Genomic DNA, 22,631 nt, shown 5'->3' with positions numbered 1-22,631 from the left:
GTCATAGGTACTACTTCTTCCATTCGTTTTAAGGATTGGATAGTGGGCTGGCCGCCAGGAGGGCAACAAAAATCTACTCTTTTGGGGCCAGTCTAGGTACTAGGAGGCATTCTCTATGCTCCGAAATTTTTCCCACCAACTTATCAATGGCATCGTCATTCGCAATGTTCACCAGCGGCACTGAAAATCCGATACCTTGGATTGGGTTATCATCAGAAAACTGTAGCATTGAATTCGCATCAGGGTATCTCCCTGCTCAAAAGCAGTGACAATGCCGTTCACCGTGCGCTGTACCACCCCGGTTTCAGTCACCATAAGCATCGCCTGGGCGTCCATCACCGCCGTAAAATCCACCGCCGGGTTACTGCTCACCAACCGTACCTGCAGGGCAAACGGCGCGGAGAACGCTTCCATCAGTTCAAAACTCACTACCGCGAAGGTATCCGAGGGCAGATGGGATGTGAGGGTGAAATTTAATCCGGTTATTGATGAAAGCATGGGTTACCTGCCTGGTCAGAAATATACCCCTTTAAAACCGCTACAGAATAAGAGTCATTGCGCTATGATATCGCGGTACAGTACGTGTTTTTCGGCACTCAGTGCACAGGATATTTATGATCATAAGCCCGTTTCGTTGACAGACGGGCCGCGTGGGTATTATCCCGAAAAGAACAGGCAGAAAAGACGGGATATATTCAGAAGCATCTTCCTGCGGGGATAATAAGAACAGGATCACCTTCTGAGCTGGCAAAAATTATAATCATTCGTTCCGGTCGGATTGTTCGGACAGATAAAACAGTATTCTTGATATTGTATAAGTTCATTTTTCGCCGTAATTACAGTACACACCGAAACAGCACACAGTAGACTGGACAGAAATGACCGGGTGCTTCCCAGCGGTGTCGCTCTCTGCAAAACGGAAACAGTATGTGATGAGCCTGCACATGAATTCTGTCACCTTTCGAAAACTTTATAGTTTGTATAAGTTATTCATAATACCTACCCCCTTCCGTATTGAACTAAATGTTCTTTATTACACATGTCAAATCGGGTTCTGAAGACTATTTCTAATACGAAGTAGGTAGGTTTGAGGGGCATGACGTCTGCTATGAACTGACAAGCTATCTGAGCTAAAGGTCCGCTGTGAGCGAGGAGCGGAAGTTCGTAAGAGAAATATTTTACGAACTTCCAGATGGTAGAAAACCGAAATACAAAGTTTTGTGCTGGGCTGGGGCGCAGGTGGAGAGTTAAGCCATAAAAATATGTGGCCAGGGTCTGGGGGCTCGAACTGTATAACGTGTAAAAGCCATTATTTATCAGACCCAATGCGCTTTTTGCTCAAGTCATTATTACCTATAAAAATTTGATTTAATTAAAAATAATTCTTATTATGTGAAATCATTCCGTTGAGTGCCACGTCCTATTTAAGTCGGGACATTGCGTTTTTTAAGACCGAATCCGCAGTGGTATTTCCTGCCAGACTGCTTTCTAACGCGGTACTAGATTCTTGTAGAGTACGTCGGGCCTGAAGCGGGTTACGGATGCGGTCTAGGGCGCTTATGGTGTCGTGATAACCCTGTTCAATCCATGAATCAATATGCATCGCCGTAAAGCCCAGTAGATCTTTTGCACCACCCAGCGCCCCATCGTTGCGGCGTAATGAACGCTGTGGTCGGATCTCCAGCATCGTGGTATCAGGAAATGCCTGGCGATCCCATAGAGAGCCATCGCTTAAATGGGTGACGATCACCATGTTACAACCGGCTTCGACAAGCGGTGTAACTGGCGTATTCCCTTGCAAACTCGCCCAGCCACCCATTCCGCCATCGCTATAATTGGTGCTGTTGACTTCACGCGGTTTGAACAGCAACGGCAATGCCGCCGAGGCCAGTAGCGCCTCTTTTTGCTGTTGTGGGGGTAAGTTTTGCACATGATAAAATTCGGAATCGCGCGTTGAACCTAAGCCCAATTCGGCGGCAATACAGTTGACAATATCCTGCAATCCGCCCTCAGTGGGGTACAACGAGACGAAAAGGGGTAAGCCGGTGGCAAGGGCGTTCATGTCCAGATAACGGTCCATCAGGGCAATCAAGGGTTGATCCGAGAGCAAAGGCTGATTTTCAAATCCCTTTGTGCCGGTTAACAGCGCCGCTCGATTGAGGATCGTACTGAGCATACTTCCCGTCTTACTGAGCATCGGGGAGAGCCCCATCCCGATGCCAAACTGCAACAACAGCGAAAAATAGGCTGATTTGTTTACCGACAAAACGGTGCCATTACCCAGATGGTTCCAGATTTCCGCCATCCGTTCCGCCGCCTGCGACAGCCCTGAAGAAGAGGCGATAATCGCGCCGTTCAGCGCGCCAATGCTGGCGCCGGAGACCATATCGACGTCGGTTCCAGACTCCGCAAGCGCTTTGACGACGCCAGCTTCATAGGCACCTATCGCCCCACCGCCGGAAAGCGCCAGACCCACTTTCATCGTTTGGCTCATGCAGCCTCCTGACTGAATATTTCATCGACCATGCTTGTAGCAATGCGTTCTGCTGAACACAGACGCGGCATACGCAACGGTAAATTGTCGTATTTCTGGGTCGTAGACCAGATAACAGGATGAGCATCTTCAGTACACCAGTCAGCCATCCAGTTGAGAGTATCGGGCCAGTCATTTTGCTGTATCTGGCCTGCATTCCATGACAGCCAGCTGTGAGTGTCGTGGCGTACACTCGGCAGGCAGCTGTGATCGGAGGCAAGCTGGGCTAATGCTTTGTTTTTGAGGATATCGATCATCTGGTTTGCCTGATGCGTATCGCCATGACGTATCACATCGCCGAATGCTCCCCAGCGCAGCTCCTCAAGGGCGACATAACAGCGTCCGGCCAACGGCAGGGCAGAGTACCGCCCGGCGCTCCAGCTGGAAAATATCTGGTCAAGATGCAGTTGGCCGCGCTGGAGCATATCGACGCGATGAAGCTGCTGCTCGAGGTGGCTAAGCTTTTGGCTCACCTGCAGAGATAGCGCGGTCAGCTGCTCACGGGTGTCGGCAGAATAGTGGGCGAGCATCGCGGTATCGCTGACCAGAGATGTCACTCTGTCATTCACCTGCGTCAGGGCATAGTTGGTGGTGGCCAACGAGGAGGTGAGTTCAGTGAGCCACGTTAGTGAGGCCTCAACGCCATCTGCAAGCGCACTATTAATCGCGTTCTGCCGGGCGGAAGACTGACCGCTAAGCGCTTCTTTCACTCGCGTGAAGAAGCTGCGGTTTTTCTGCACCCGAAGATGATCTTGCGTGATGTCGATACCGTTGGCGAAATCAACAATAAACTTTTCCGGCAGGCACGTCAGGATCTGGCATGCCGCATTGTCGGGAAGTGCTTCCTGAATTGAGTTCATCACAGCATCGGCTCCAGTTCTTCTTTGAGCGCTTTGCCGTCGCGGATCATCTCCGGCGTGAGTTTATTCAGCTCACGTAGGCGCAGCGTCAGCTGTTCCTGCGCATTCTGGTTACTTTTATGATCCTCGGTGCTCTGGATAAGCGTATTACGCAGCTGCTCCACTTTACTTTTAAAGGTCCCGAAGAATGACTCAATTTCGGTCAGAATTGGCTTGTTAATACCCGCGTCGATGGTCTCGTTTAACTCAGCAAAATGTTCTTTAGTCTGCTTTTTCACAGCCGTTTTAATCTTGCGAATATCCACCACGCTACGAGTAACATCGATGCTGTAATCTTCCCAGCCCCAGTCATCGGTTTTGAACCACTTACATACCGTTCCCCATGCTCCACTCGAACGGCGACGCTTGGTTTCACTGAAGGTTTTTTCCTCCAGCAGACTGGTCATGCGGGTTCGGATAGACAGATTGGTTTGCAACTGACTCACTTTAGGGAAGTGAATATTGACAGTAAAGCCATCGTCTTCTAAACGAGTGTTGATTTGATGGGCAATTTTTTCAACGGCCTGGAGCGCATTGCCATGGAAGCTTTTTTCTATGCCGGCAACGATCTCGGTCAGCGTCGGTTTAATTTTTTCTTCGGTCTCCGCCAGCAAGCCGGTGACAGAGTCTTCGATTTGCTGGATGAATTTTTCGGCGTCAGAACGCGCGTTAAATTTCATTTCCGGGTTGTCCGGATCGAAATCACGTTCTCGTGGCTGAGCTGTACCTGTCAGCGTCTTTATGAGCGATCCAAAAAGATTGCGACCCTGTAATTCCTGCGGCTGATTGAGCGCTAGCGCTTCTTTCTCCTGACGCTTCCCATTTTTGAAGTATTCATTCAGGCCTTTGCTCAGCGTTTTCTCGGCCAGTTCAAGCAACGCATCCGTTTCACGAGTGATGCCTTTCATGGCCCGTTTCACCTCGCCGTCGACATCTTTCTGGCAGGTTGAGATATTATCGATATCGCTAAGCAAACCGTTGATCTGATTTTGTAAGGTCTGAATGCTGGTCAGCAGCCCCTGATGGCGCACCGAGAGATATTCGTTGGCATTTTCCGCGTTCTGAACAAGCTTTGCTGCAGCAGAATCGACGGCCAGCGCTGCCGCTTTAGCATGTGCAGCCTGGATAACCTCGGTAATGAGCTTATCAAACAATGAACGGCGCCAGATTTTATCGGCGTTTCTCCTGACATCATCCGGACTCGCGAGATCCTCTTCTTCCCAGGATAAGCCGAAGGCCAGTTGTGCAAAATCTTCCACCCACTCTTCCTGAACAGACAGCGTCCCAGCCTGACTTATCACGCTGCGGGCACGGTTGGCCAGATATGCGTGGCGAGAGGAGCCAGGATAAACACGATCGCTATTCAGAACGCCATGTTCAAGCATTGCGGGCACGCTCTGTTTGACCGTCTCAGCGTTATCACTATTACGATCTTGCTGGTCGAATTTATTGACCAGGACAAACAAACGGCCTGTAGCCACATTCGCAATATCATTCAGTTCTGCGCGAACCTGATGATCGGCTTCGGAATTTAATTGGGTGTAATCCAGCACCGCCAGAACCGCGGAAGCTTTTTGTAACTGATCGCGCATCATTGTCTGGAGCTGGGGTTGCCCGGCTTCATTTGGCCCTGGAGTGTCCAGCAGGGTGAGTGTGCCCTGGCTATCATCCATTCCCGTCAGGTGGCTAAACTCGACTTCAATAACCGGAAGTTCATGCACCTCTTCATAGGCTTCAAACGGAAATTCTACATTCAGCGCAGTGGCCAGACGTACCAGGTCATTTAATGAAGCGAGGCAGGTGAAAATTTCAGCTTCACCGGCATAGTTATTTTTTAACCAGCTATCATCCGTGGCAATCCGCAGTAATTTACTTTTCTCCTGATCCTTATCGAGTTCAAGTACGCGCTTTTTGCCTTCGTCGGTCGTTATCTTATTTTTGAGAGCGATCAGCAACTGGTGAATAGGTTCGATATTGTTTAGCTGAAGGTCCGGGATATGTTTGCCCGGTACGTGGCGAATGAGTGTTGGAATTGAGGTCATTGGGCGATTGCGGTTTGGTAGGATCTCTTTGCCCACAATGGCGTTGATGGTCGTTGATTTGCCGGCTTTCATGGTCCCAACGACGGCCAGTACCATCTCTTTACGGGTAATTTTGGTTCGTTCACCCTGTAATTCTTCAATTCTTTTTATGGCTTTGCTTTGATTAAAGAGTTGTTCCGTGTTGTTTTGTTTGTTTTCGAGAAGGACATTCGGCTCATCAACCATTTTTTTCAGCAAATTAATATTAAGCTGCAATAATCGCTCTGCTTCATTACACAGCAATGTGATATTGTTCTCGTGCATTATTATTCCTTATGAATGCATTTGCTGAGACCATTTGGATTGGTCCCTATATTGATTTTATCGCATTGAGACTTTAACCGGTAACATGCTGTTTTGGAAGATATGTTCACCGCTGGATTATCCGCCTTGTACCATTGCTGGATGAAGCGTTTCACCGACGTAAGCGTACCGTAAGTCGCCGGTAGCAAATGGCTTAAATGTCTATCAAAATCAAACGTATGCGTAAATTATTGTAACGAAAAATTGATCCCACAGGTCAGATCATTTATTTTAAGCTCACCGCAAGACCATTCTCCACCATGGAGAACAGGACAGCCTTACGGCTGCAAATTGAAAATCCTGTTCTCTGTCAGCCCGAGGTTACCGTACTTGCTCGCTATCACTAATTGAGTGTTGTATTTTAATTTTGGGCAAGTTATGCCCACTCCTAGCACAAAGCAGTCGATACCGCCACTTACGCATCAGTTGCATAAATCCATCCAGCACATTGAGGGCATATCTTCTCCCCATGCCAGCAGACATGGCACCAGCAGCATCGCCATTGCCGTTTCGTCGTGTTAGCCGGAGGAAGGCGCTTTTGTGGAGGCGGTATGGTTTTTGGTGTGGTTTGCGCTGGTGCTGTTCGGATCTTGTTAAATCGACATGTTTTAAGTCGAGCGACATTGTTGATATGCCCCGGCAGGTGCACAAACGTTTTTGTAGTTGTAATAGGATCAAACTGAACACCGATCTTCAGTTTGCAGTAAATGCAATGCAATGAATCAAAATCAACCTGTTGAACAGAGTCTGGTGTAACCCATTCACCATCTATGGTGACGGCGTGAGTGGCTAAAACGAAATAATTCATCATGAACTCCGGAACAAATGAAAAAAGCCAGCATGGTTAGCTGGCTTTGTGGATAGATGGGGGGAGAAAGCATTAGCGTCTGGTGCAGCGGGTTAGATTTACCGACCTCTTTTTGTTCTCTTCCTGTTTTTCAATGAACGTACTTCTCCGCGACCAAAGGTTCTGGCATTTCCAGGGAGAACCAGCTGGGCGCAGGCATCGATTTTGGTAAGATAACTTAGCGCCTGAAGCAACCCCTTATCCTTACTACTGTCACCGCGTTCCAGCTTGCCGAGGCAGCAGTCCTCATAACGCGCTTTGTTAGCGTTGCAGTTGTAGTAGATGCCTTTACCTTTAGTGATGGTGTGTTTCCAGTATTCCCCAAAAGCTTGAGCAATCACGCCATCCTGTTGTGCCTTATTGCCATTTAAAATAAATAGCATGTGGTAATGAAATTTACGTTGCGGCGCGTATTCCAGCTTCCACACTGTCCCGAGAACATGGCGAAACAATGGATTCTTTTGCATATTGCGAAACAGCTGCTGGCGGTGCTTACGGGCGTCATCAGCAGTGATATCAGCCTTATGCTCATTTGCCCATGACAAATCTATCCGCAACACCAGAAGTCGGGAATGACGCTCCTGCAGGTGCCTGATGTAATTCATCACTCCTTTCAGGTTTTTAACCGAAGCCCGCAGGTACTTTCTGTACGCCTGTTTAAAACCTGTCTGACTCACAGCGAATCGATAATCCTGTACCAGCTTGTTCAGAATTTCTGCAGTAGTTACGGTATCTGCTCCTACTATTTTCCCGTTATGGACACGTGCATATAAATCAGTGTTATTAAATAAACACTGGAATGTAGCAATACGTGGATTAGCTATTCGTACTTTCATCGCTTCTTGTGGCAGTATATTAAGATAACGGATTGCATCAAGGATGATGACTGACTCTGCACTCTCTTTATAACCAGACCGTTTGCACAGAATAGTGAAGGGTAATTTACGCCCTCTGCTGATAGTCTTAAGGAAGCTATCCAGCTGTTCTAATTTAAATCTGAACTCATTGTCATCAGAGATGATGATGCGGGGAGTGTTATTCTCAATATGATACTCAGCATGAGATAACAGGAATGATTCGGGTAAGTCCATAATGTGTTTCTCTGAAGCCAGTCAGTAATTGATGACTGGCAATGTATTAAGTGGTTATTGGGTGAGTGTCTTCATCTGATATTCAGCATGAATAGTGATATCAGAAATAGTGCCTGTGTGATAACAAAGTCTAAGTGTGTGCGCTATTAATGAGTGTGATATAGCGTGTTTATATGAAGTGATATTGATTGGTGATTTAATGTGTTAATTGATGCATTGGCAATACATTAAACACAATAATAAATAAACCGATCTTATAAACCTGAATAAAACCATGTGCTATAAGGCACGAAAGCATAAAAATAGGATGTAAAGTTAGTAACCTTTTTCATCACTATCTTTAGTTGTATTTCATACTCTTGAATTATTAATACGGGTTTCCAGCCACTCTTTTATCTCACGCTCAATCCAACGAGAGCTACGCCCGAATTTAACCGGCTTTGGGAACTTACCGTCCTGCGCCATTTTATAAAACCACTTATCGGACAAACCGGTTAGTTCAGTAATAAACTGCATGCTGACAAATTTATCTTCGTAAATATTAAACTCGCTCATGACTTCTCCAAAAGAATGTATCGGGAGGACGCCGGACGGCATCCTTTCAAATGGATAGGTCACATATGTATGGTTTTACATTTCGAGCTCCCATTGCCCTTTCAGTACCAGCTCTATCTGACGTTCCTACCCGCACCGGCATCAATGTCGTGACCATTTATGCATGACATAAGTACATTGTGCATGAGTTGATTTTTATGCATGGAAGGCCAGTCATAACGGAGCATATCAAGTTATTAAGCACTATGATTTTAACTATGAAATTTGCTATGAATGCGTTTTTGATTTAAAATGTAGGAAAATATTTAATCCAATAGCGAGGTTTTATTTTGGCTGAGTTGCCTTGGATAGACATAAAAAATAACAGAGATCTGGATTTCTTTCTTTGGAAGCATGGGAATGATATTGCCATAGTCAATTACATTACAGTTCAAAACCGTTCTTATAAATATGATGATATTTTTATAAGAAAACCTAAACTGGCAGTCCACGCTATAAACGAAGCATATAGAATATTTTATACAGATCTTGAGATATATAAGCTCCATGCAAAAGAATTAAAGAAAATGCAGAGTTTGCAGATTCCAATTAAAGAATTTGATTGGCTAAAGAGTAGTTATGATGCTTGTTACTTTTTCTGGATAAATATTCGTGCATTCGGAAATAAAAACTCTGAAATAAGTTCCTATATTTATCATGAGGATTGTTTTTTCTATCCACAGACGCAATATTATTACCTTGGGTGTGAGCGGTTTCCTGAGAATCATCGCAGCAGAGTTGAGTCTATCATTGCTTTTTTTGACCGGTGCACACTGAATTTTCAGAACAAAACAGAGCTAATAAAAAAGATTAAATTGGAATGGCATGAGCGCAGCAGAACGGTTAAAAAGCTACCATTAAAGAGCAGTGAGAAGAAAAAAATAAATTGGGCATGGGACTATATTAATAAGAATAAAGGCCAAGTTGTTTATGGGCATCGAAAAAGAGAGCTTAATGCACAACTAGAAAGAATAAATGAAATAGGGGATGGCCTATATAACAAAATTATATTAGCAGAGAAGTTAAAGAAAGAGAACGAAAGTGAATCCACATCGGCTGTATTGAACAAATTAGCAGAAGTACAGTCTGATATGCATCTCTTAAAACAACAATTAGCTGTTGAGTTAAAGAATAAAAAAAGTATTGAAATGATAAGAAAGACCAATTTGCACTCATCATCATTGTTGGGCTTTTTTATGCCGCCTAATCCTAGAGAAATGTACTTGAGTATTGTATGTATTTATTATTTTCTTTATTATAAAGATCCTAATTTCATTCCTAGATTATCAAAGGCATGGGAAGCACGTTCCTACCGAAAAACAAAGAAAAAAAACACCAAACGTCATGCTGAAAGTAAAAATAATGATAATGTAATAACCAATGAGACCACTAATATTAGAGTTAATGAAATGGTAGGCGATGTAATAAAGACGGAAAAAGAATTAAAGAGAGATAAAGCTCAAGAAATAATTAATGAAATTAATCGTAACCCACCACCACAATCTGAGAAGAAGGATGATGATAATCCATTATTAGACTCCGATGCCAACCCGTGGTTTGGTTAGAATTTAGAAAGATATCCTTTCGGTATGTCAGCGCGAAGTGATATGCCGAATACCATTCCCACAGAATACTATTTCTATTATTTTTAACACCTATATAACCCATATGTAGCTGCGCCAGAATTTGTTACTGATATGGCTGTTATGCATTGATCTGCAATACCGATCGATGCTTTACATGTGATAGTTGATACCTATCAAAATTAATTAATTGATCGTTTTTTGAATAGATTATAACGATCGATTTGTTGAAACTGATCTGTATTAACGATTATCCCATCCCCTCTCAAATGCATACGATCAGGTGGCCTTTTGTTCAGCAAAGGGCCATTTTTCGTTTGTAAAACAACAGCAAGGATTCTCTATGTTGAAGATAACCTCCGCACTCTTTTTTAGTACGGCACTGTTCAGCGCAACGGTGCACGCCATGGGCCAGGAGCAACAATGGGGCAACTGGTTTGGCACTGTTAATGCGATGGAATTTGAACTGAATACCGACAATAGCGCCGGAGAACGCGTGACGCTCACCTGCCGGGACAGTCATCTGATGTTGAGCTACAGCGGGTCTGATAGGAAACCATTGGATATACCAGATGAAGGACAAGATGCCATGGGGATTAACATCAACGCAATTCATTACCCACCAGGTAAGGCCGCTTTCATAGCGCTCAAAAACACAGACAGCCATGGGCAGATTGAAATCACCCGAATGAATAAACCCTTATCTCACCCATTCAGTACCGCAGGGCTCAAAGATGCTCTGGAGGACCTTAACTGGGAAGACTGCATCAGCCATTAATCACCCCATACGGTAGCTCATGCTCCCACATTGTTAATCATCAGTAAGGATATCTTTATATGGCGACATTCATTTCACGCCTGATTTTGATTTGTACTCTTTCAATCCCGGCCTTCAGTTTTGCCATCACCATTCCCGGTAATATTCACCCAGAGCGATACACGTTCTTTCTGACAGATAACGGCGGTGAAATGCTTCGCGAAATGAACGATGCAGCGGTCAGCGTAAAACTCAACAACAAAGTTGGTTTTAGTGCTGAGGTACAAAGCAAGGCTGCTGCTGCGAACATATCTCCTTTGCTTTATGCAGCATCCCCGCTTGAACAGAACTTTATCCGCTACGACGGTAAACCGGTTAAAGCTCTGACTTGCCTCATCACAACCCAAACCATGCCGGGTAAGAATAAAAATTACACCTGGGAGGAAACTTACTGCCTTGATGAAACTGGTGCTGCCTACATCGGCACAAAAGGCTGGCCGTCACGCGCTATCGTCGAAAAGAGCTGTGAGGTGGGTACCTCCGATTGTCCTGTATATCTTGGTCTGAACGATGATCCACCAACCATTCGGAACGATGCTGCGCAATATATTCCTTACAGCAGTAAACGCGTAAGTGGGCAGAAAGAAAGTAACTCTCAGCCAAAAGCAGCAACTGGAGAAATCGTCGCAGAGCAGGATGCTTATGTGGTGAATTACGTCAAAGCTAGCAGTTGTGCTGACAACAAACTGATTGTCAAAAACACAAGCTCCGGGAAAACTGCCGCAATTGCAGGATTAAATGGTTGCTCTTTCGACCCGAAGAAAAATGCAGTAATTATCTTTCCTCTAAATGAATACGTCGGTGTTTACAGTGGCCCTACAAACGCTTCTGAGGAAATAGCCTCCGTCGATCTCCCCTGATTACTCACCCGGTCCGGTATACGCTTCCTGCGGTACCGGACGTTTTATGGACAGACCTATGAAAAGCCAAAAATTCCCGGACGATACAGCGCCAGATACAGCTCCTCTGGATCTGACCTGGCCCGTTGTTTTCAGCGTCGCGGGACTTACTCTACTAAGAAGTAAGTCGGTCATATGCCAGACAATGGGAGCCAGCCTGATGACCTTTAGCCTGATAAGACTCATAAAAAAACTAGCCACTCTTGCCTGAAAGCTACTTCTCGACAAAAGCTGAAGTGTTGCTGTTGCGTTATCAAAGGGCTGGCTGCGATAGTGGAGGACAGGATTAATGATGATGCCTTTGTTTTATTGGTATGCAGCAAAGCGTATGAACACCTGCCTCCCGTCATAAGGCGAGTCGTGAAGTATGAATGGTACTTTCGATGCTTCCAGTACGGTAAACCTTTCATTCTGCGTCGATTACAACATCACCAGATCGACAAGCTAATCCCGCCGACATTACCTGACAGTGAACTGTCGCCACAGCAAGAGTAGCCACCAGCTTCTACCTGAACATTTTCTCTTCCATCCATCGCCACTCTACTGGAGTGGCTTTTTATGCCAATTTTTAAAGGAATTAACTATGACCCGTTTAGCCAGCCGCTTTGGTGCGGTCAATCTTGTTCGCCGCGACCGCCCGTTAACCCGTGACGAACTGGCGCACTATGTGCCGAGTGTCTTCAGCGAAGACAAACATGAATCCCGCAGTGACAGGTACACCTATATCCCGACTATTTCCCTGCTCGATAACCTGCAACGCGAAGGCTTCCAGCCATTCTTTGCCTGTCAGACCCGAGTTCGGGACCAGAGCAAGCGAGAGCACACCAAACACATGCTGCGTCTGCGTCGCGAAGGCCAGATCACTGGCAAACAGGTGCCAGAAATCATCCTGCTTAACAGCCATGACGGTTCAAGCTCATACCAAATGTTGCCGGGGTTATTCAGATCGGTTTGCCAGAATGGGCTGATTTGTGGTGAGAGCTTTGGTGTGGTGCGCGTGCCGCATAAAGGCAACGTAGTGGAGAAAGTCATTGAAGGGGCTTATGAAGTGCTGGGGATTTTTGATCGGGTGGAAGAGAAACGTGATGCCATGCAGTCGCTGATATTACCGCCACCTGCACAGCAGGCCATGGCGAAAGCGGCTTTAACCTATCGCTTTGGCGAAGATCATCAGCCGGTGACGGAATCACAGATACTTTCTCCTCGCCGCTGGCAGGACGAAAGCAATGATCTCTGGACCACTTACCAGCGTATTCAGGAAAACCTGATTAAAGGCGGTCTGTCGGGGCGAACGACCAAAGGTCAACGCTCCCATACACGTGCCGTTAAAGGCATCGACGGGGATGTGAAGCTGAACCGCGCACTTTGGGTGATGGCTGAGAATATGCTGCAGCTTGCTTCATGAACCTTTTTACCATCCATCTCTTCATGCCCTGCCACTAAGCAAGCGGGGCATTTTGTTTTAAGGAGCAATTATGTCGGCAATCAATTTATCCCCGGTATTCCTGCCAAATGAGCAGCGCGTTATTCGTCGGGCGTTACGACTGCTGGAAAAATATCAGCGTCAACCGAGTGAGTCTTTTACCTCCACCAGCTTCACCAAGACCTGGCTTCAGCTACAGATGGTTCATCAGGAGCGGGAAGTATTTATCGTGATGTATCTCGATAACCAGCACTGCCTTTTGGGGCGAGAAACGCTGTTTACCGGCACGCTCAGCCATACCGAAGTACATCCGCGCGAAGTGGTGAAGTCAGCCCTGAAACACAACGCCGCTGCAGTAATTCTGGCGCATAACCATCCGTCTGGTACTACAGAAATCAGTCAGCAGGATAAACACATCACCCAGCGAATAATGAAAGCGTTAGCACTGGTAGAAGTGCGAGTGCTGGATCATTTGGTTGTTGGGAACGAAGTGGTGTCTTTTGCTGAATGTGGCTGGTTGTGAGGTACAGAATGAAAATCATCAGTAAGCACCAGGCGATGCATATTTATCGTCAGCATCCCGAATCCCGGTTATCTGCCTTCTGTACAGGTCACTACCAGTGGCATGGCAGTGTCTGCCATTACTACGGACGTGAAGTTCAGGATATCAGCGGTATACTCGCTGTTTTTGTTGAGCGTCGTCAGGATCGGGCAGGCCCATATGCCATCCTTCGCAGCGTGACGATGAATTAATCACCTCTCTCAGTTATTAAGGAATATGTTAATGCAATCGACCACCTTATCCGGCTCATCAGCGGAGAACGCATCCTGCCTTCAGTGGGGATTAAAACGTAATATCACGCCGTGCTTCGGCGCTCGCCTGGTACAGGAAGGCAACCGTCTCTACTTTCTGACTGATCGGGCTGGGTTTGATGGCTCATTCAGTGACGATGAAGTATTGCGTCTGGACCAGGTGTTTCCACTGATGATGAAACAGCTAGAGCGGATGCTCACCACTGGAGAGCTTGATCCCCGCTGTCAACACTGCGTCACTCTGCATCACAATGGACTCACCTGTGAAGCTGACACTCTCGGCTCTCATGGCTATGTTTACATCGCTATTTATCCCCAGTCAGCCTTAACCAGGTAACACCTTCCTCTTCCTTTATCAGGGACTCAACTCATGCATATTTCAACTGTACCGGCCACGGTGCCGGTTTCGCCACGCCTGTCGCCCGTTCAGGTCTGGCAGCAACTGTTAACGTACCTACTGGAACATCATTACGGTCTTACGCTCAACGACACACCATTCCATGATGATTCCGCCATCCAGGAACATATCGAAGCAGGAATAGCACTGGCTGATGCTGTGAACTTTCTAGTGGAACGCTATGAACTGATACGCACTGACCGCAAAGGGTTTACATGGCAAGAGCAGACACCATTTCTGACCGCTATCGATATTCTCAGAGCCAGGCGAGCTACCGGATTAATGAATATATAAATTCTTCGAGCATCATTCCTGATTTTTACCTCTGAGCTTCCCACCTTATTTATTCATCGCATAATGCGCCTGCCATTTCCGGCAGGCGTGTTTGCTTTTATGGATGATTGACGATGCAAACAGAACCCGTTGTATTAACGGAACACAATGAACTCATCTGTTCGACCAGTATCGAACGAGTAGTTTCTGGCCGAAATGCTGCACTGCTGCAAATTGAACAGCTCATCCAGCAGCTTGATGACATTTCACGGTTAACCTCTGAAGTTGGCGGTGGTACAGCGCAAGACTGGGCGATGAAAGCCGGGCACCGCTACGATAGTTTGCTGACTGACACTGCGGATAAAGCGATCCCTGCTGTCACCCGCAATATTGACCGCAGTATCTGGCGTGATTTGATGTTGAAGTCTGGCATGATGGCATTGATGGATGCTCAGGCGCGCGACCAATGGCATAAGAACCTGGAGGAGGGCGATCTACCTGCCATCAGCGAGGCGAATATACTCAGTACTTTTGAGCAGTTACATCTGAATAAAATGGATGTATTTGAGCGTGGGATCATCAATGTGTTCAAAGGTCTGTCATGGGATTATAAGACCAATAGCCCTTGTAGCTTTGGTAAGAAGATCATCATTAACAATCTGGTGACGCATAACCGTTGGGGATTTAGTCTGAACTGGGGCTGGAGGCGGGATCAACTGGCGGATCTGGAGCGGATGCTGTTTTTACTCGATGGCAAATCGATTCCCGACAACCGTGGTGATATCTCTACCCGGTTGATGGAACATATTCGGGATAACCCTGCTAAGGATATGTACGAGGATGAGTTCTTCAGTATTCGTTACTTTCAAAAGGGAACAGCCCATCTGACGTTCAAGCGTTTGGAGTTGATAGAAAGGATGAATGACATTATTGCGAAACACTATCCGGGGATGTTAGCTAAGCCTCGTTGAAGCGGAGAGTTTCAGTTGCTTCCTGCTGGTAAAAATGGCTCAAAACTGAGACTATACAAAATGCTATAACTCATTGATTTATAATGATAGCAAACTAAAATTAATTGAGTATACAAGTGAGTATATAACGAAGATTTAACTGATTTAATATTTATGTAATTCAGATGGTTATATTGATTTGGCGAGTCCGGCCTTCGCACCATCAGTACTTGCAGGAACCCTCCAAACTTCAGTTATCCCTCTAAAATCAATGGTGGCAGCAATTTCCATCCGTTGAGCCATCCAACGTTGCCCGTTAAAATCCGGATACCATTGCAGCGTATACTTTTGAAATAATTGCCCGCGAATGGCATGCAAGTAACCAGCGCTGAAGTGACGACTATTGTTCACGGATCCTGCGCTACCCTGAACGGTATATTTTCCCTGATATCAATTCGTCTGAGATTTGCTGGCTCAAAACCCGTCAGGCTCACCTCTGGCACGACGTAAGCCAGAAGGTGAATGTTGAGCGAAAAATGATACTTATGGCAAATGCCGGGGGTTCTGGTGGAATAACAATTCCCGTAATCTATGCGAATGAGCGGTGACTGCGGACAGAGAGTCAGCTCCGATCTATCAGGAAAAAATTATCATCCACTGATTTAACTGACCCAATAAACCCGCACCTGGCCTGGCGAAACATGCTGAAAATTGTCGTTTGGATGCTCCTGACCCTGCTTTCCGGCAGTGGGTTAACTCTCTATTTCCTGCAGCAGCAATATGAAGAGAAGAGCGCTGAGTTTCGCATTTTATATCGCGATGTGACGGTAAAGCTGGCGCAGCATGACGCTATCATTCAGCTGTTGCCAGCCAGCCAGTACAGTCGTGAGGTGCAAACGCTGTTCCCGCAAATTGTTAAGTGGCGTGCCCGCCCGGACAATATACCGCGTCCGACAATCGTCATTGAGCCGGACGGCCGTTACTGGCTGAATATCGACAGGCGCTCGTTATTGATCGACCTGAATGTCATTTTCGACAATCTGTCGGAGAAAACGCGCTTCCGGCAGCTTGTTATGACGTGGCAGAGTCAGCCTGTGATTACGCGCGGAACACGCAGTCACGCACAACACTGGCAGTGGCAAAAAACCATCGTCAGCCCTTCACAATCGTTTTTGCTCAGCGCCGGTGACAACCCTGCCTGGGGAGCGCTGCCGTGGTGGCTTATCCTCTCGCCCGGACTGTTTTGGGGCGCAACGCTGTATCTGATCGATCAGTACCGCATCAACCGCCGCCGTCGTGATATTGCTGATTTACGTGCACATTATGCGGAACTGACCCGTCTGAATACGCTGGGTGAGCTGACGGCGGGTATTGTGCATGAACTTAACCAGCCGCTCACCGCGACGCTGAGTTACACCCAAACGGCGCTGCGCTGGCTGCAGCAGGGGAAAGCGGAGCCGGTGCCGCCGCTGCTGGAAGCGGCCGTGGTTCAGATCAAGCGGACCGATGCGCTGTTACAGCAGTTTCGGCAAAAGCTGACCAGCGAGCAGGCTGACTGGCAGCCGATTGTGCTTGATTCGCTCTGGCGGCAGGTGATCACGCTTTTAGAGAATGAAATCCGGCATGATAAAGTCACCGTTACCAGCTATATTCCGGCGGATCTGCCGGCTCTGGTTGCCCCGCCGCTCTGGATAGAACAGATCCTGCATAACATCGTTCATAACGCGTTGCAGGCCCAGCGGCACAATAAAGCCGGTACGGCCTGGATCAGACTGGAAGCCGCCGCGTTAAATGACGGTATCCGGCTCAGCATTAGCGACGGCGGGCCTGGCCTCTCTGTGCCAGCGTTGCAACAGGTGTTCATGCCGTTTTTCACCACGCGGCCCAATGGGATTGGGTTAGGTATGGCGTTAACGGATACTCTGATTCAGCGCCTTAACGGTACAATTGACGTCGCGAACATTGCCGGACAGGGCGCTTGCTTCACTCTGTGGTTACCCGCGACTCACCAGGAAAAAAGATGACGCAGGCAATTTATCTTATCGACGATGAACCGGCCATCTGCGCCTCTCTCAGCGCGCTGTTAAGTACGGTCGGCTGGCAGACGAAAACTTTTGATAGCGCGCAAACTTTTCAGCGGGAAGCAGGAGAGCTCTCCTTACTCAATGGCTGCATGCTGCTGGATATTCGTATGCCGGGTAAAACCGGGCTTACGCTGCTGGACGAATGGCAACAGCAGGGGCTGGTAATTCCGGTGATCATCATGACCGGGCATGGCAACATCGACCTGTGCCGCCGGGCATTTAAAAACGGGGCATTTGAGTTTCTGACCAAGCCGATAGATGCAGACTTGCTGTTTGAAGTAGTAGGCGGGGCGCTGGAGCAGCAGGCGCAACAGCAGAAGCAGCGTCAGAAGCTGCAGTTGATGCAGGAACGCCTCAGTACGCTGACCGCGCGCGAAAGCGAAATTTTTGCGCAGATTATGCAGGGGCAGTCGGGTAAAGAGATTGCCCGACGGTATGCGCTATCGCCACGTACCGTTGAAGCGCATCGCGCCAGCATTTTCGATAAGCTCGATGTGCACTCACTCTCCAGGCTGATAAGCGCGTATGGTGAACTGGCGCGGTGGAAAAAAATTGCAGGTGACTAAGTAATTTTACCTGGCACGCCTGGTAGTTATGCCAATAGTTTACCGCCGGTACTCCTTTTATCCTGTGGATCGTCAACATGGGATAAGCAAGGAGCTCCTTATCATGAAACGCCTGTTCTTCACCGCAGTTGTACTGAGCAGCCTGGCCTCGTTCGCCAGCTCAGCTACCGATACGCTGACCGTTAAAACACTCTCTCTGACCCTGGCCGATAAACTGGCGCAAAGCGCGATACAGGCCTGTCATGCCAGCCAATACGCTATCGCCGTCACCGTCGTCGATCGCGCTGGCGTGCCGCTGGTTAGCAAACGCATGGATAATGCCGGTCCTCATACGCTGGAGGCCAGCCGGATGAAAGCCTACACCGCCCTCAGTACGCGTAATGCCACAGAGCAGGTCATGAAAACCGCGCAGGCCAATGCCGGTGCCGCGCATTTAGCCAGTATTCCCGGATTTTTACTGCTGGCCGGCGGCGTACCGGTGATATCCGGTAAGGACGTGGTGGGTGCGATCGGCGTAGGCGGCGCGCCGGGTGGTCATCTGGACCAGCAGTGCGCGCTCGACGCACTGAAAAATAATCAGAACGCTCTCAGCGCCGGATGATTTTCCCCACCTGAATCAATTAAGAGAGACGTATGAAAATCACTTCTGTTTTATTCCTTATGCCGCTGGCTTTTACCGCGGGTCATGCTCTGGCCGATGCTCATCTTCCGGCAGGGTATTACGGTTCTGCAAAATACCTGCAAAGCACACAGCGGGCCAGCGAACTGAATACCAGCAGTCGCCCCGGAGTCGGGCAATTTGTCAGCGGCAACGAGAAAGAGCATCTGGACGGCGCAGCCCTGGCTGCCGGATATCAGTTTGGCAATGGCTGGCGTACCGAGGCGGAGTACCGTTTCCGGCAAAAAACGGAGTACACCAGTGGCTCCACTCTTTTCCCTTCCAGTTTTAATCATTTGCAGACAGAAACCGAAAGTCTGATGCTTAATGTCTACCGCGATTATGCTCTGGGTTACGGATTTTCGCTGTATGGCACGGCAGGCCTCGGCGTCAGCAAAATCAGGGCGGGTGGCTGGCAGGGCGTGACGACGCGCGAATATGCGTCAGCGACGCAGAACAACCTGACCTATACGCTGGGTGCAGGGATTAGCTATACGGTGCTTGAACCACTCACCCTCGATCTGGGGTACCGCTATGTGGATCTGGGAAAAATTGAAAGTGGTTACAATAACTTCACCAATGTCCGCGGCTTGAAAGATGAACAAATGAAAGCACGCCTGGTATCAAACGAGTTTACGCTGGGCGCGCGCTATCTTTTCTGAGGCACGTTAGCTTTCAGGCAGGACATTATTGAGCGTGTGGCAGTGTGGCTGTTAACTCAGCCTGCCACACACATGGATTAACCGCGTTCAAAAGATTGCCTTGCTGCTATTGATGCCAGCGTCAGCGGTTACCGGAAGTTAAAAGCGTACTGCCGTTGAAATACCGGAGACAGAGGCATCCCGGAAAGAACCGTTACGGTAGCCCCCATTCAGTGACAATCCTGATCTTAATCAAAATAAGCCCCTTTTTTCTCTTTGCAGCGCTGTGCCTTTAAGAACCTCTTAAGAACTCGCCGTATAATGAGCGCATTACCCGACTTTCAGGATGAAACCATGAAAAAAACAGCGATTGCACTTATTACGCTGGCAGCAGCGTTTTCTGCCACCGCCGCACAGGCTGCCGGTGGCTGTCAGCAGAAACAGCAGGCGATCCAGCAGGAGCTGGAGATGGCGCGCGAATATGGCAATAAAGCGCGCGTTAACGGGCTGGAGAAAGCGCTGCGCGAAAATCAGCAGCACTGCACTGATGCGGGTCTGCTGCAGTCACAGCAGGAGAAAGTGGCGGAGAAGCAGCAGAAAGTGTCTGAGCGCGAAGCGGATCTGCAGAAAGCGCAGGCCAGCGGCCGCCGCGATAAGATTGAAAAACAGCAGCGCAAACTCACTGAGGCGCGTGAAGAGCTGGCTGACGCGCAGGCGGAACTGGCCCGCTAAGCACTAAGCGGCAGAGGCGACATCTGTGCGTCTCTGCCGCTGCAAAAATTCACTTCTCCTGCCTGCAAAAAATCCTCACACTGACCGCTTTATTCTGATGGAAAACATGCCATGAAGATACGGTTGCTGCTGGCGCTTCCTCTGCTTAACGCCCTGATGGTACCGGCGATAGCTGAAGAAGGCGTCTCGTTTGCTCATAAAGAGTGGGAGCTGGCGTGCGATAACACGCTGACCTGTCGTGCGGCGGGCTACAGCGCGGAAGAGGGCGCGGGGGGATCGGTGTTACTGACGCGGGCGGGCGGGCCGGATACGGCGACGCATGGCCGGGTGGTGCTGGCGGATACCGGTGATGATGACTCAAAGCAGGTCGACGCGCTGACGCTCTGGATCGACGATCGCCCGCTGGGTGAACTGGCAAAAGCCGATAATGATGAGTGGACGCTGACCGATGCGCAGACCCGGTCGATTATTACTGCCATTAAAGGCAGCGGCAGCGTGGAGTTCCGTGGCGGTGCCGAGCCGTTTGATCTCTCTGCAAACGGTGCCTTTGCCGTGCTGCTGAAAATGGATGAGGCGCAGGGGCGCATCGGCACGCCGGGTGCACTGGTGCGTAAAGGCAGCAAGCCGGAAAGCAGCGTGCCGCCTGCGGTACCGCTGCCGGTGATTATCCAGGCCAGAACCGTTGAGGCAAAGCCGCGTCCGCTGACGCCGCAGGAGCTGGCGCGGATCAAGCCGGCGCTTATCGCTACGCTGACGGATGATGACAGCTGCGATAATCTTGCACCGGCAGACGATCAGCCGGAAGAGGGCGCAGAGCCGCCGACGCTGACCACCGTGGATACGGACCACGTGCTGATCGCCGCCCTCTGCTGGCGCGGTGCCTATAACGAAGGGTATGGCTACTGGCTGATGGATCGCGCGCTGCAGGGGCCGCCGCAGCTGATCACCGACTCCGGCTCCGATTATCACGCCGGGACGATCAGCGAAGCGCAGAAAGGCCGCGGCATTGGCGACTGCTGGAGTACCGCTGCATGGGTCTGGGATGGCCGCAATTTTGTACAGAGCAGCGACGCCACCACCGGCATGTGCCGCGCCATCCGCGCCGGCGGCGCCTGGCAGCTGCCGGTGCTGGTCAGCGATGTCAGACCCGCCCCCTGACTGCAGACCGTATGGGACCAGGGCGCCATAAATGGCGCCCCTGCGGCGGCGTTTGTAGGGGTCGTATTTATGCGGCCCGGGGTCAGGTGCGCGGTGTGGCCCGGGCGCCATAAATGGCGCCCTTACGGATATCAATGTAGGGGGCGCATTAATGCGACCCGGGGCCAGGTGCGCGGTGTGACCCGGGCGCCATAAATGGCGCCCCTACGGATACCAATGTAGGGGTCGCATTTATGCGACCCGGGGCCAGGTGCGCGGTGTGGCCAGAGCGCCATAAATGGTGCCCCTGCGGGGATTGTTGTAGGGGTCGCATTAATGCGGCCCGGGGCCAGGTGCGCGATGTGGCCCGGGCGCCATAAATGGCGCCCTTACGGATATCAATGTAGGGGTCGCATTAATGCGACCCGGGGCCAGGTGCGCGGTGTGGCCAAGGCGCCATGAATGGCGCCTCTGTGGCGGCGTTTGTAGGGGCCGCATTAATGCGGCCCGGGGTGGATTGGGCGCGATACCCCCAGGGGCCGCATTTATGCGGCCCGGGTTGGATTAGGCGCGATATCATGCGACCCCAACGCAGGTTATTTATTCAGGCAGCACTGCTTATATTTTTTGCCGCTGCCGCACGGGCAGGGATCGTTGCGGCCGGTTTTGTCACCGGCAAAGAACGGCAGCTGTGGCTCGGGATCGGGCTGCGCCATGCGCTCGGCCTGCCAGTATTCGTGCAGTTCCAGCGCCGCCGGGCGAATCGCCTCCATGCTTGCTTCAAACGCGTCCGGATCGAGCGCCTCGCGCGCTTCACGCTGCTCTTCGCTGCCGTGCAGGGCAATTGCCTGCAGCTGCGGCTGCAGCGCGTCGGGCAGCTGTGACCAGTCGGCGTCCAGCGCAACGCCGCGCATATAGCCGTAACACCAGTCTTCGACCACGGTAAACTCCTGGCCCTCCATCTCCTGCAGGCCAAACAGCGGGTCAAACTGCTCCGGAAACTCGGCCAGACGCTCAGCAATATCATTCAGGTGCTGAAAGGTCAGGGTCATAAAGCGATCCATTTCGCGCTCATTAGCCCATTTAGGGATATGCTTCTGGCCACCCCACATCGCCACCAGCCACTCGCTGGGTTCAATATCATTCGGGCCGGAGAGCAGGGCGGTCAGCATCCCATCCAGCTCGGCCGTATCCACCACGGAGTGCGCATTGCCATACTTCTCCAGCATGTCATCCAGCCAGTTCAGCTCTTTTTCCGTTAACGGCCCCTGATTCATCGGTTCTCTCCTGCACGTAATATTCTGTACGGG

The 22,631-nt window shown here is 49.4% G+C and carries 23 protein-coding genes and 1 pseudogene; 16 read left to right on the top strand and 8 right to left on the bottom strand.

Going from position 1 to position 22,631, the window contains the following annotated elements; translation table 11 throughout:
- Positions 1-168: 168 nt before the first annotated feature.
- From BBA90_RS17370 to BBA90_RS17345, 6 genes are all read right to left on the bottom strand, one after another.
- Positions 169-498, bottom strand: a complete 330-nt coding sequence (locus BBA90_RS17370) for a contractile injection system protein, VgrG/Pvc8 family (protein WP_065650232.1) — start codon at positions 496-498, stop codon at positions 169-171.
- A 922-nt stretch (positions 499-1,420) separates the two neighbouring features.
- Positions 1,421-2,494, bottom strand: a complete 1,074-nt coding sequence (locus BBA90_RS17365; RefSeq protein ID WP_065650231.1) for a patatin-like phospholipase family protein — start codon at positions 2,492-2,494, stop codon at positions 1,421-1,423.
- Positions 2,491-3,396 carry a diguanylate cyclase regulator RdcB family protein gene (locus BBA90_RS17360; RefSeq protein WP_430914193.1) on the bottom strand — a complete coding sequence of 302 codons (906 nt, stop codon included), beginning with the start codon at positions 3,394-3,396 and terminating at the stop codon, positions 2,491-2,493. Before BBA90_RS17360 ends, BBA90_RS17365 begins: the two co-directional genes overlap by 4 nt.
- Positions 3,393-5,777 (bottom strand): dynamin family protein, encoded by a 2,385-nt coding sequence (locus BBA90_RS17355; RefSeq protein WP_065650229.1) that lies wholly within the window; start codon positions 5,775-5,777, stop codon positions 3,393-3,395. Before BBA90_RS17355 ends, BBA90_RS17360 begins: the two co-directional genes overlap by 4 nt.
- A gap of 945 nt (positions 5,778-6,722) precedes the next feature.
- Positions 6,723-7,754: a YagK/YfjJ domain-containing protein gene (locus BBA90_RS17350; protein WP_065650228.1), complete on the bottom strand. Its 1,032-nt coding sequence runs from the start codon at positions 7,752-7,754 to the stop codon at positions 6,723-6,725.
- 351 nt (positions 7,755-8,105) lie between these two features.
- On the bottom strand, positions 8,106-8,309 hold the full coding sequence (locus BBA90_RS17345; protein ID WP_065650227.1) for a helix-turn-helix transcriptional regulator: 204 nt from the start codon (positions 8,307-8,309) through the stop codon (positions 8,106-8,108).
- 329 nt (positions 8,310-8,638) lie between these two features.
- Between BBA90_RS17345 and BBA90_RS17340 the strand changes: the two genes are divergently transcribed.
- The 9 genes from BBA90_RS17340 to BBA90_RS17295 all read left to right on the top strand — a co-directional run bounded on the left by BBA90_RS17340 (position 8,639) and on the right by BBA90_RS17295 (position 15,524).
- Positions 8,639-9,913, top strand: coding sequence for a hypothetical protein (locus BBA90_RS17340; protein WP_065650226.1), 1,275 nt, complete (start codon positions 8,639-8,641; stop codon positions 9,911-9,913).
- Positions 9,914-10,274: 361 nt separating this feature from the next.
- A complete protein-coding gene (locus BBA90_RS17335; protein WP_065650225.1) occupies positions 10,275-10,709 on the top strand; it encodes a hypothetical protein in 435 nt (144 codons plus the stop codon).
- A 59-nt stretch (positions 10,710-10,768) separates the two neighbouring features.
- Positions 10,769-11,608 carry a hypothetical protein gene (locus BBA90_RS17330; RefSeq protein ID WP_065650224.1) on the top strand — a complete coding sequence of 280 codons (840 nt, stop codon included), beginning with the start codon at positions 10,769-10,771 and terminating at the stop codon, positions 11,606-11,608.
- Positions 11,609-12,230: 622 nt separating this feature from the next.
- Complete coding sequence (locus BBA90_RS17320) at positions 12,231-13,052, top strand: DUF932 domain-containing protein (RefSeq protein ID WP_065650222.1); 822 nt, start codon at positions 12,231-12,233, stop codon at positions 13,050-13,052.
- A 70-nt stretch (positions 13,053-13,122) separates the two neighbouring features.
- Positions 13,123-13,593: a RadC family protein gene (radC, locus tag BBA90_RS17315; RefSeq protein ID WP_065650221.1), complete on the top strand. Its 471-nt coding sequence runs from the start codon at positions 13,123-13,125 to the stop codon at positions 13,591-13,593.
- Positions 13,594-13,601: 8 nt separating this feature from the next.
- On the top strand, positions 13,602-13,823 hold the full coding sequence (locus BBA90_RS17310; protein WP_065650220.1) for a DUF987 domain-containing protein: 222 nt from the start codon (positions 13,602-13,604) through the stop codon (positions 13,821-13,823).
- A 31-nt stretch (positions 13,824-13,854) separates the two neighbouring features.
- Positions 13,855-14,220, top strand: a complete 366-nt coding sequence (locus BBA90_RS17305; protein ID WP_065650219.1) for a type IV toxin-antitoxin system YeeU family antitoxin — start codon at positions 13,855-13,857, stop codon at positions 14,218-14,220.
- Positions 14,221-14,253: 33 nt separating this feature from the next.
- Positions 14,254-14,574, top strand: coding sequence for a TA system toxin CbtA family protein (locus tag BBA90_RS17300; protein WP_065650218.1), 321 nt, complete (start codon positions 14,254-14,256; stop codon positions 14,572-14,574).
- Positions 14,575-14,687: 113 nt separating this feature from the next.
- Positions 14,688-15,524: a DUF4942 domain-containing protein gene (locus BBA90_RS17295; RefSeq protein ID WP_065650217.1), complete on the top strand. Its 837-nt coding sequence runs from the start codon at positions 14,688-14,690 to the stop codon at positions 15,522-15,524.
- A 168-nt stretch (positions 15,525-15,692) separates the two neighbouring features.
- Here BBA90_RS17295 and BBA90_RS19390 read toward each other — a convergent pair whose 3' ends face one another.
- Positions 15,693-15,914 (bottom strand): hypothetical protein, encoded by a 222-nt coding sequence (locus BBA90_RS19390; RefSeq protein WP_167350682.1) that lies wholly within the window; start codon positions 15,912-15,914, stop codon positions 15,693-15,695.
- Between BBA90_RS19390 and BBA90_RS19560 the strand changes: the two are divergent.
- From BBA90_RS19560 to BBA90_RS17265, 7 genes and pseudogenes are all read left to right on the top strand, one after another.
- Positions 15,842-16,024: pseudogene (locus BBA90_RS19560) on the top strand (tyrosine-type recombinase/integrase); the annotation flags it as partial. The gene BBA90_RS19390 and the pseudogene BBA90_RS19560 sit on opposite strands and share 73 nt — an antisense overlap.
- Positions 16,025-16,204: 180 nt before the next feature.
- Complete coding sequence (locus tag BBA90_RS17290) at positions 16,205-17,527, top strand: sensor histidine kinase (protein WP_065650216.1); 1,323 nt, start codon at positions 16,205-16,207, stop codon at positions 17,525-17,527.
- Positions 17,524-18,153 carry a response regulator transcription factor gene (locus BBA90_RS17285; RefSeq protein ID WP_065650215.1) on the top strand — a complete coding sequence of 210 codons (630 nt, stop codon included), beginning with the start codon at positions 17,524-17,526 and terminating at the stop codon, positions 18,151-18,153. Before BBA90_RS17290 ends, BBA90_RS17285 begins: the two co-directional genes overlap by 4 nt.
- A 103-nt stretch (positions 18,154-18,256) precedes the next feature.
- Complete coding sequence (locus BBA90_RS17280; RefSeq protein WP_065650214.1) at positions 18,257-18,754, top strand: GlcG/HbpS family heme-binding protein; 498 nt, start codon at positions 18,257-18,259, stop codon at positions 18,752-18,754.
- A gap of 32 nt (positions 18,755-18,786) precedes the next feature.
- A complete protein-coding gene (locus tag BBA90_RS17275; RefSeq protein WP_065650213.1) occupies positions 18,787-19,473 on the top strand; it encodes an outer membrane protein in 687 nt (228 codons plus the stop codon).
- A gap of 333 nt (positions 19,474-19,806) precedes the next feature.
- A complete protein-coding gene (locus BBA90_RS17270; RefSeq protein ID WP_065650212.1) occupies positions 19,807-20,184 on the top strand; it encodes a DUF1090 domain-containing protein in 378 nt (125 codons plus the stop codon).
- Between the two features lie 111 nt (positions 20,185-20,295).
- Positions 20,296-21,342: a DUF1176 domain-containing protein gene (locus BBA90_RS17265; RefSeq protein ID WP_065650211.1), complete on the top strand. Its 1,047-nt coding sequence runs from the start codon at positions 20,296-20,298 to the stop codon at positions 21,340-21,342.
- 575 nt (positions 21,343-21,917) lie between these two features.
- Here the strand turns inward: BBA90_RS17265 and BBA90_RS17260 are convergent.
- Complete coding sequence (locus BBA90_RS17260; RefSeq protein ID WP_065650210.1) at positions 21,918-22,598, bottom strand: YecA family protein; 681 nt, start codon at positions 22,596-22,598, stop codon at positions 21,918-21,920.
- Positions 22,599-22,631 lie beyond the last annotated feature (33 nt).

Source organism: Pantoea eucrina, from assembly GCF_001691555.1.
GTDB classification, from domain to species: Bacteria; Pseudomonadota; Gammaproteobacteria; order Enterobacterales; family Enterobacteriaceae; genus Pantoea; species Pantoea borealis.
Note: the sequence above shows the minus strand (reverse complement) of the source record. Positions and strands in the feature narration are given on the sequence as shown.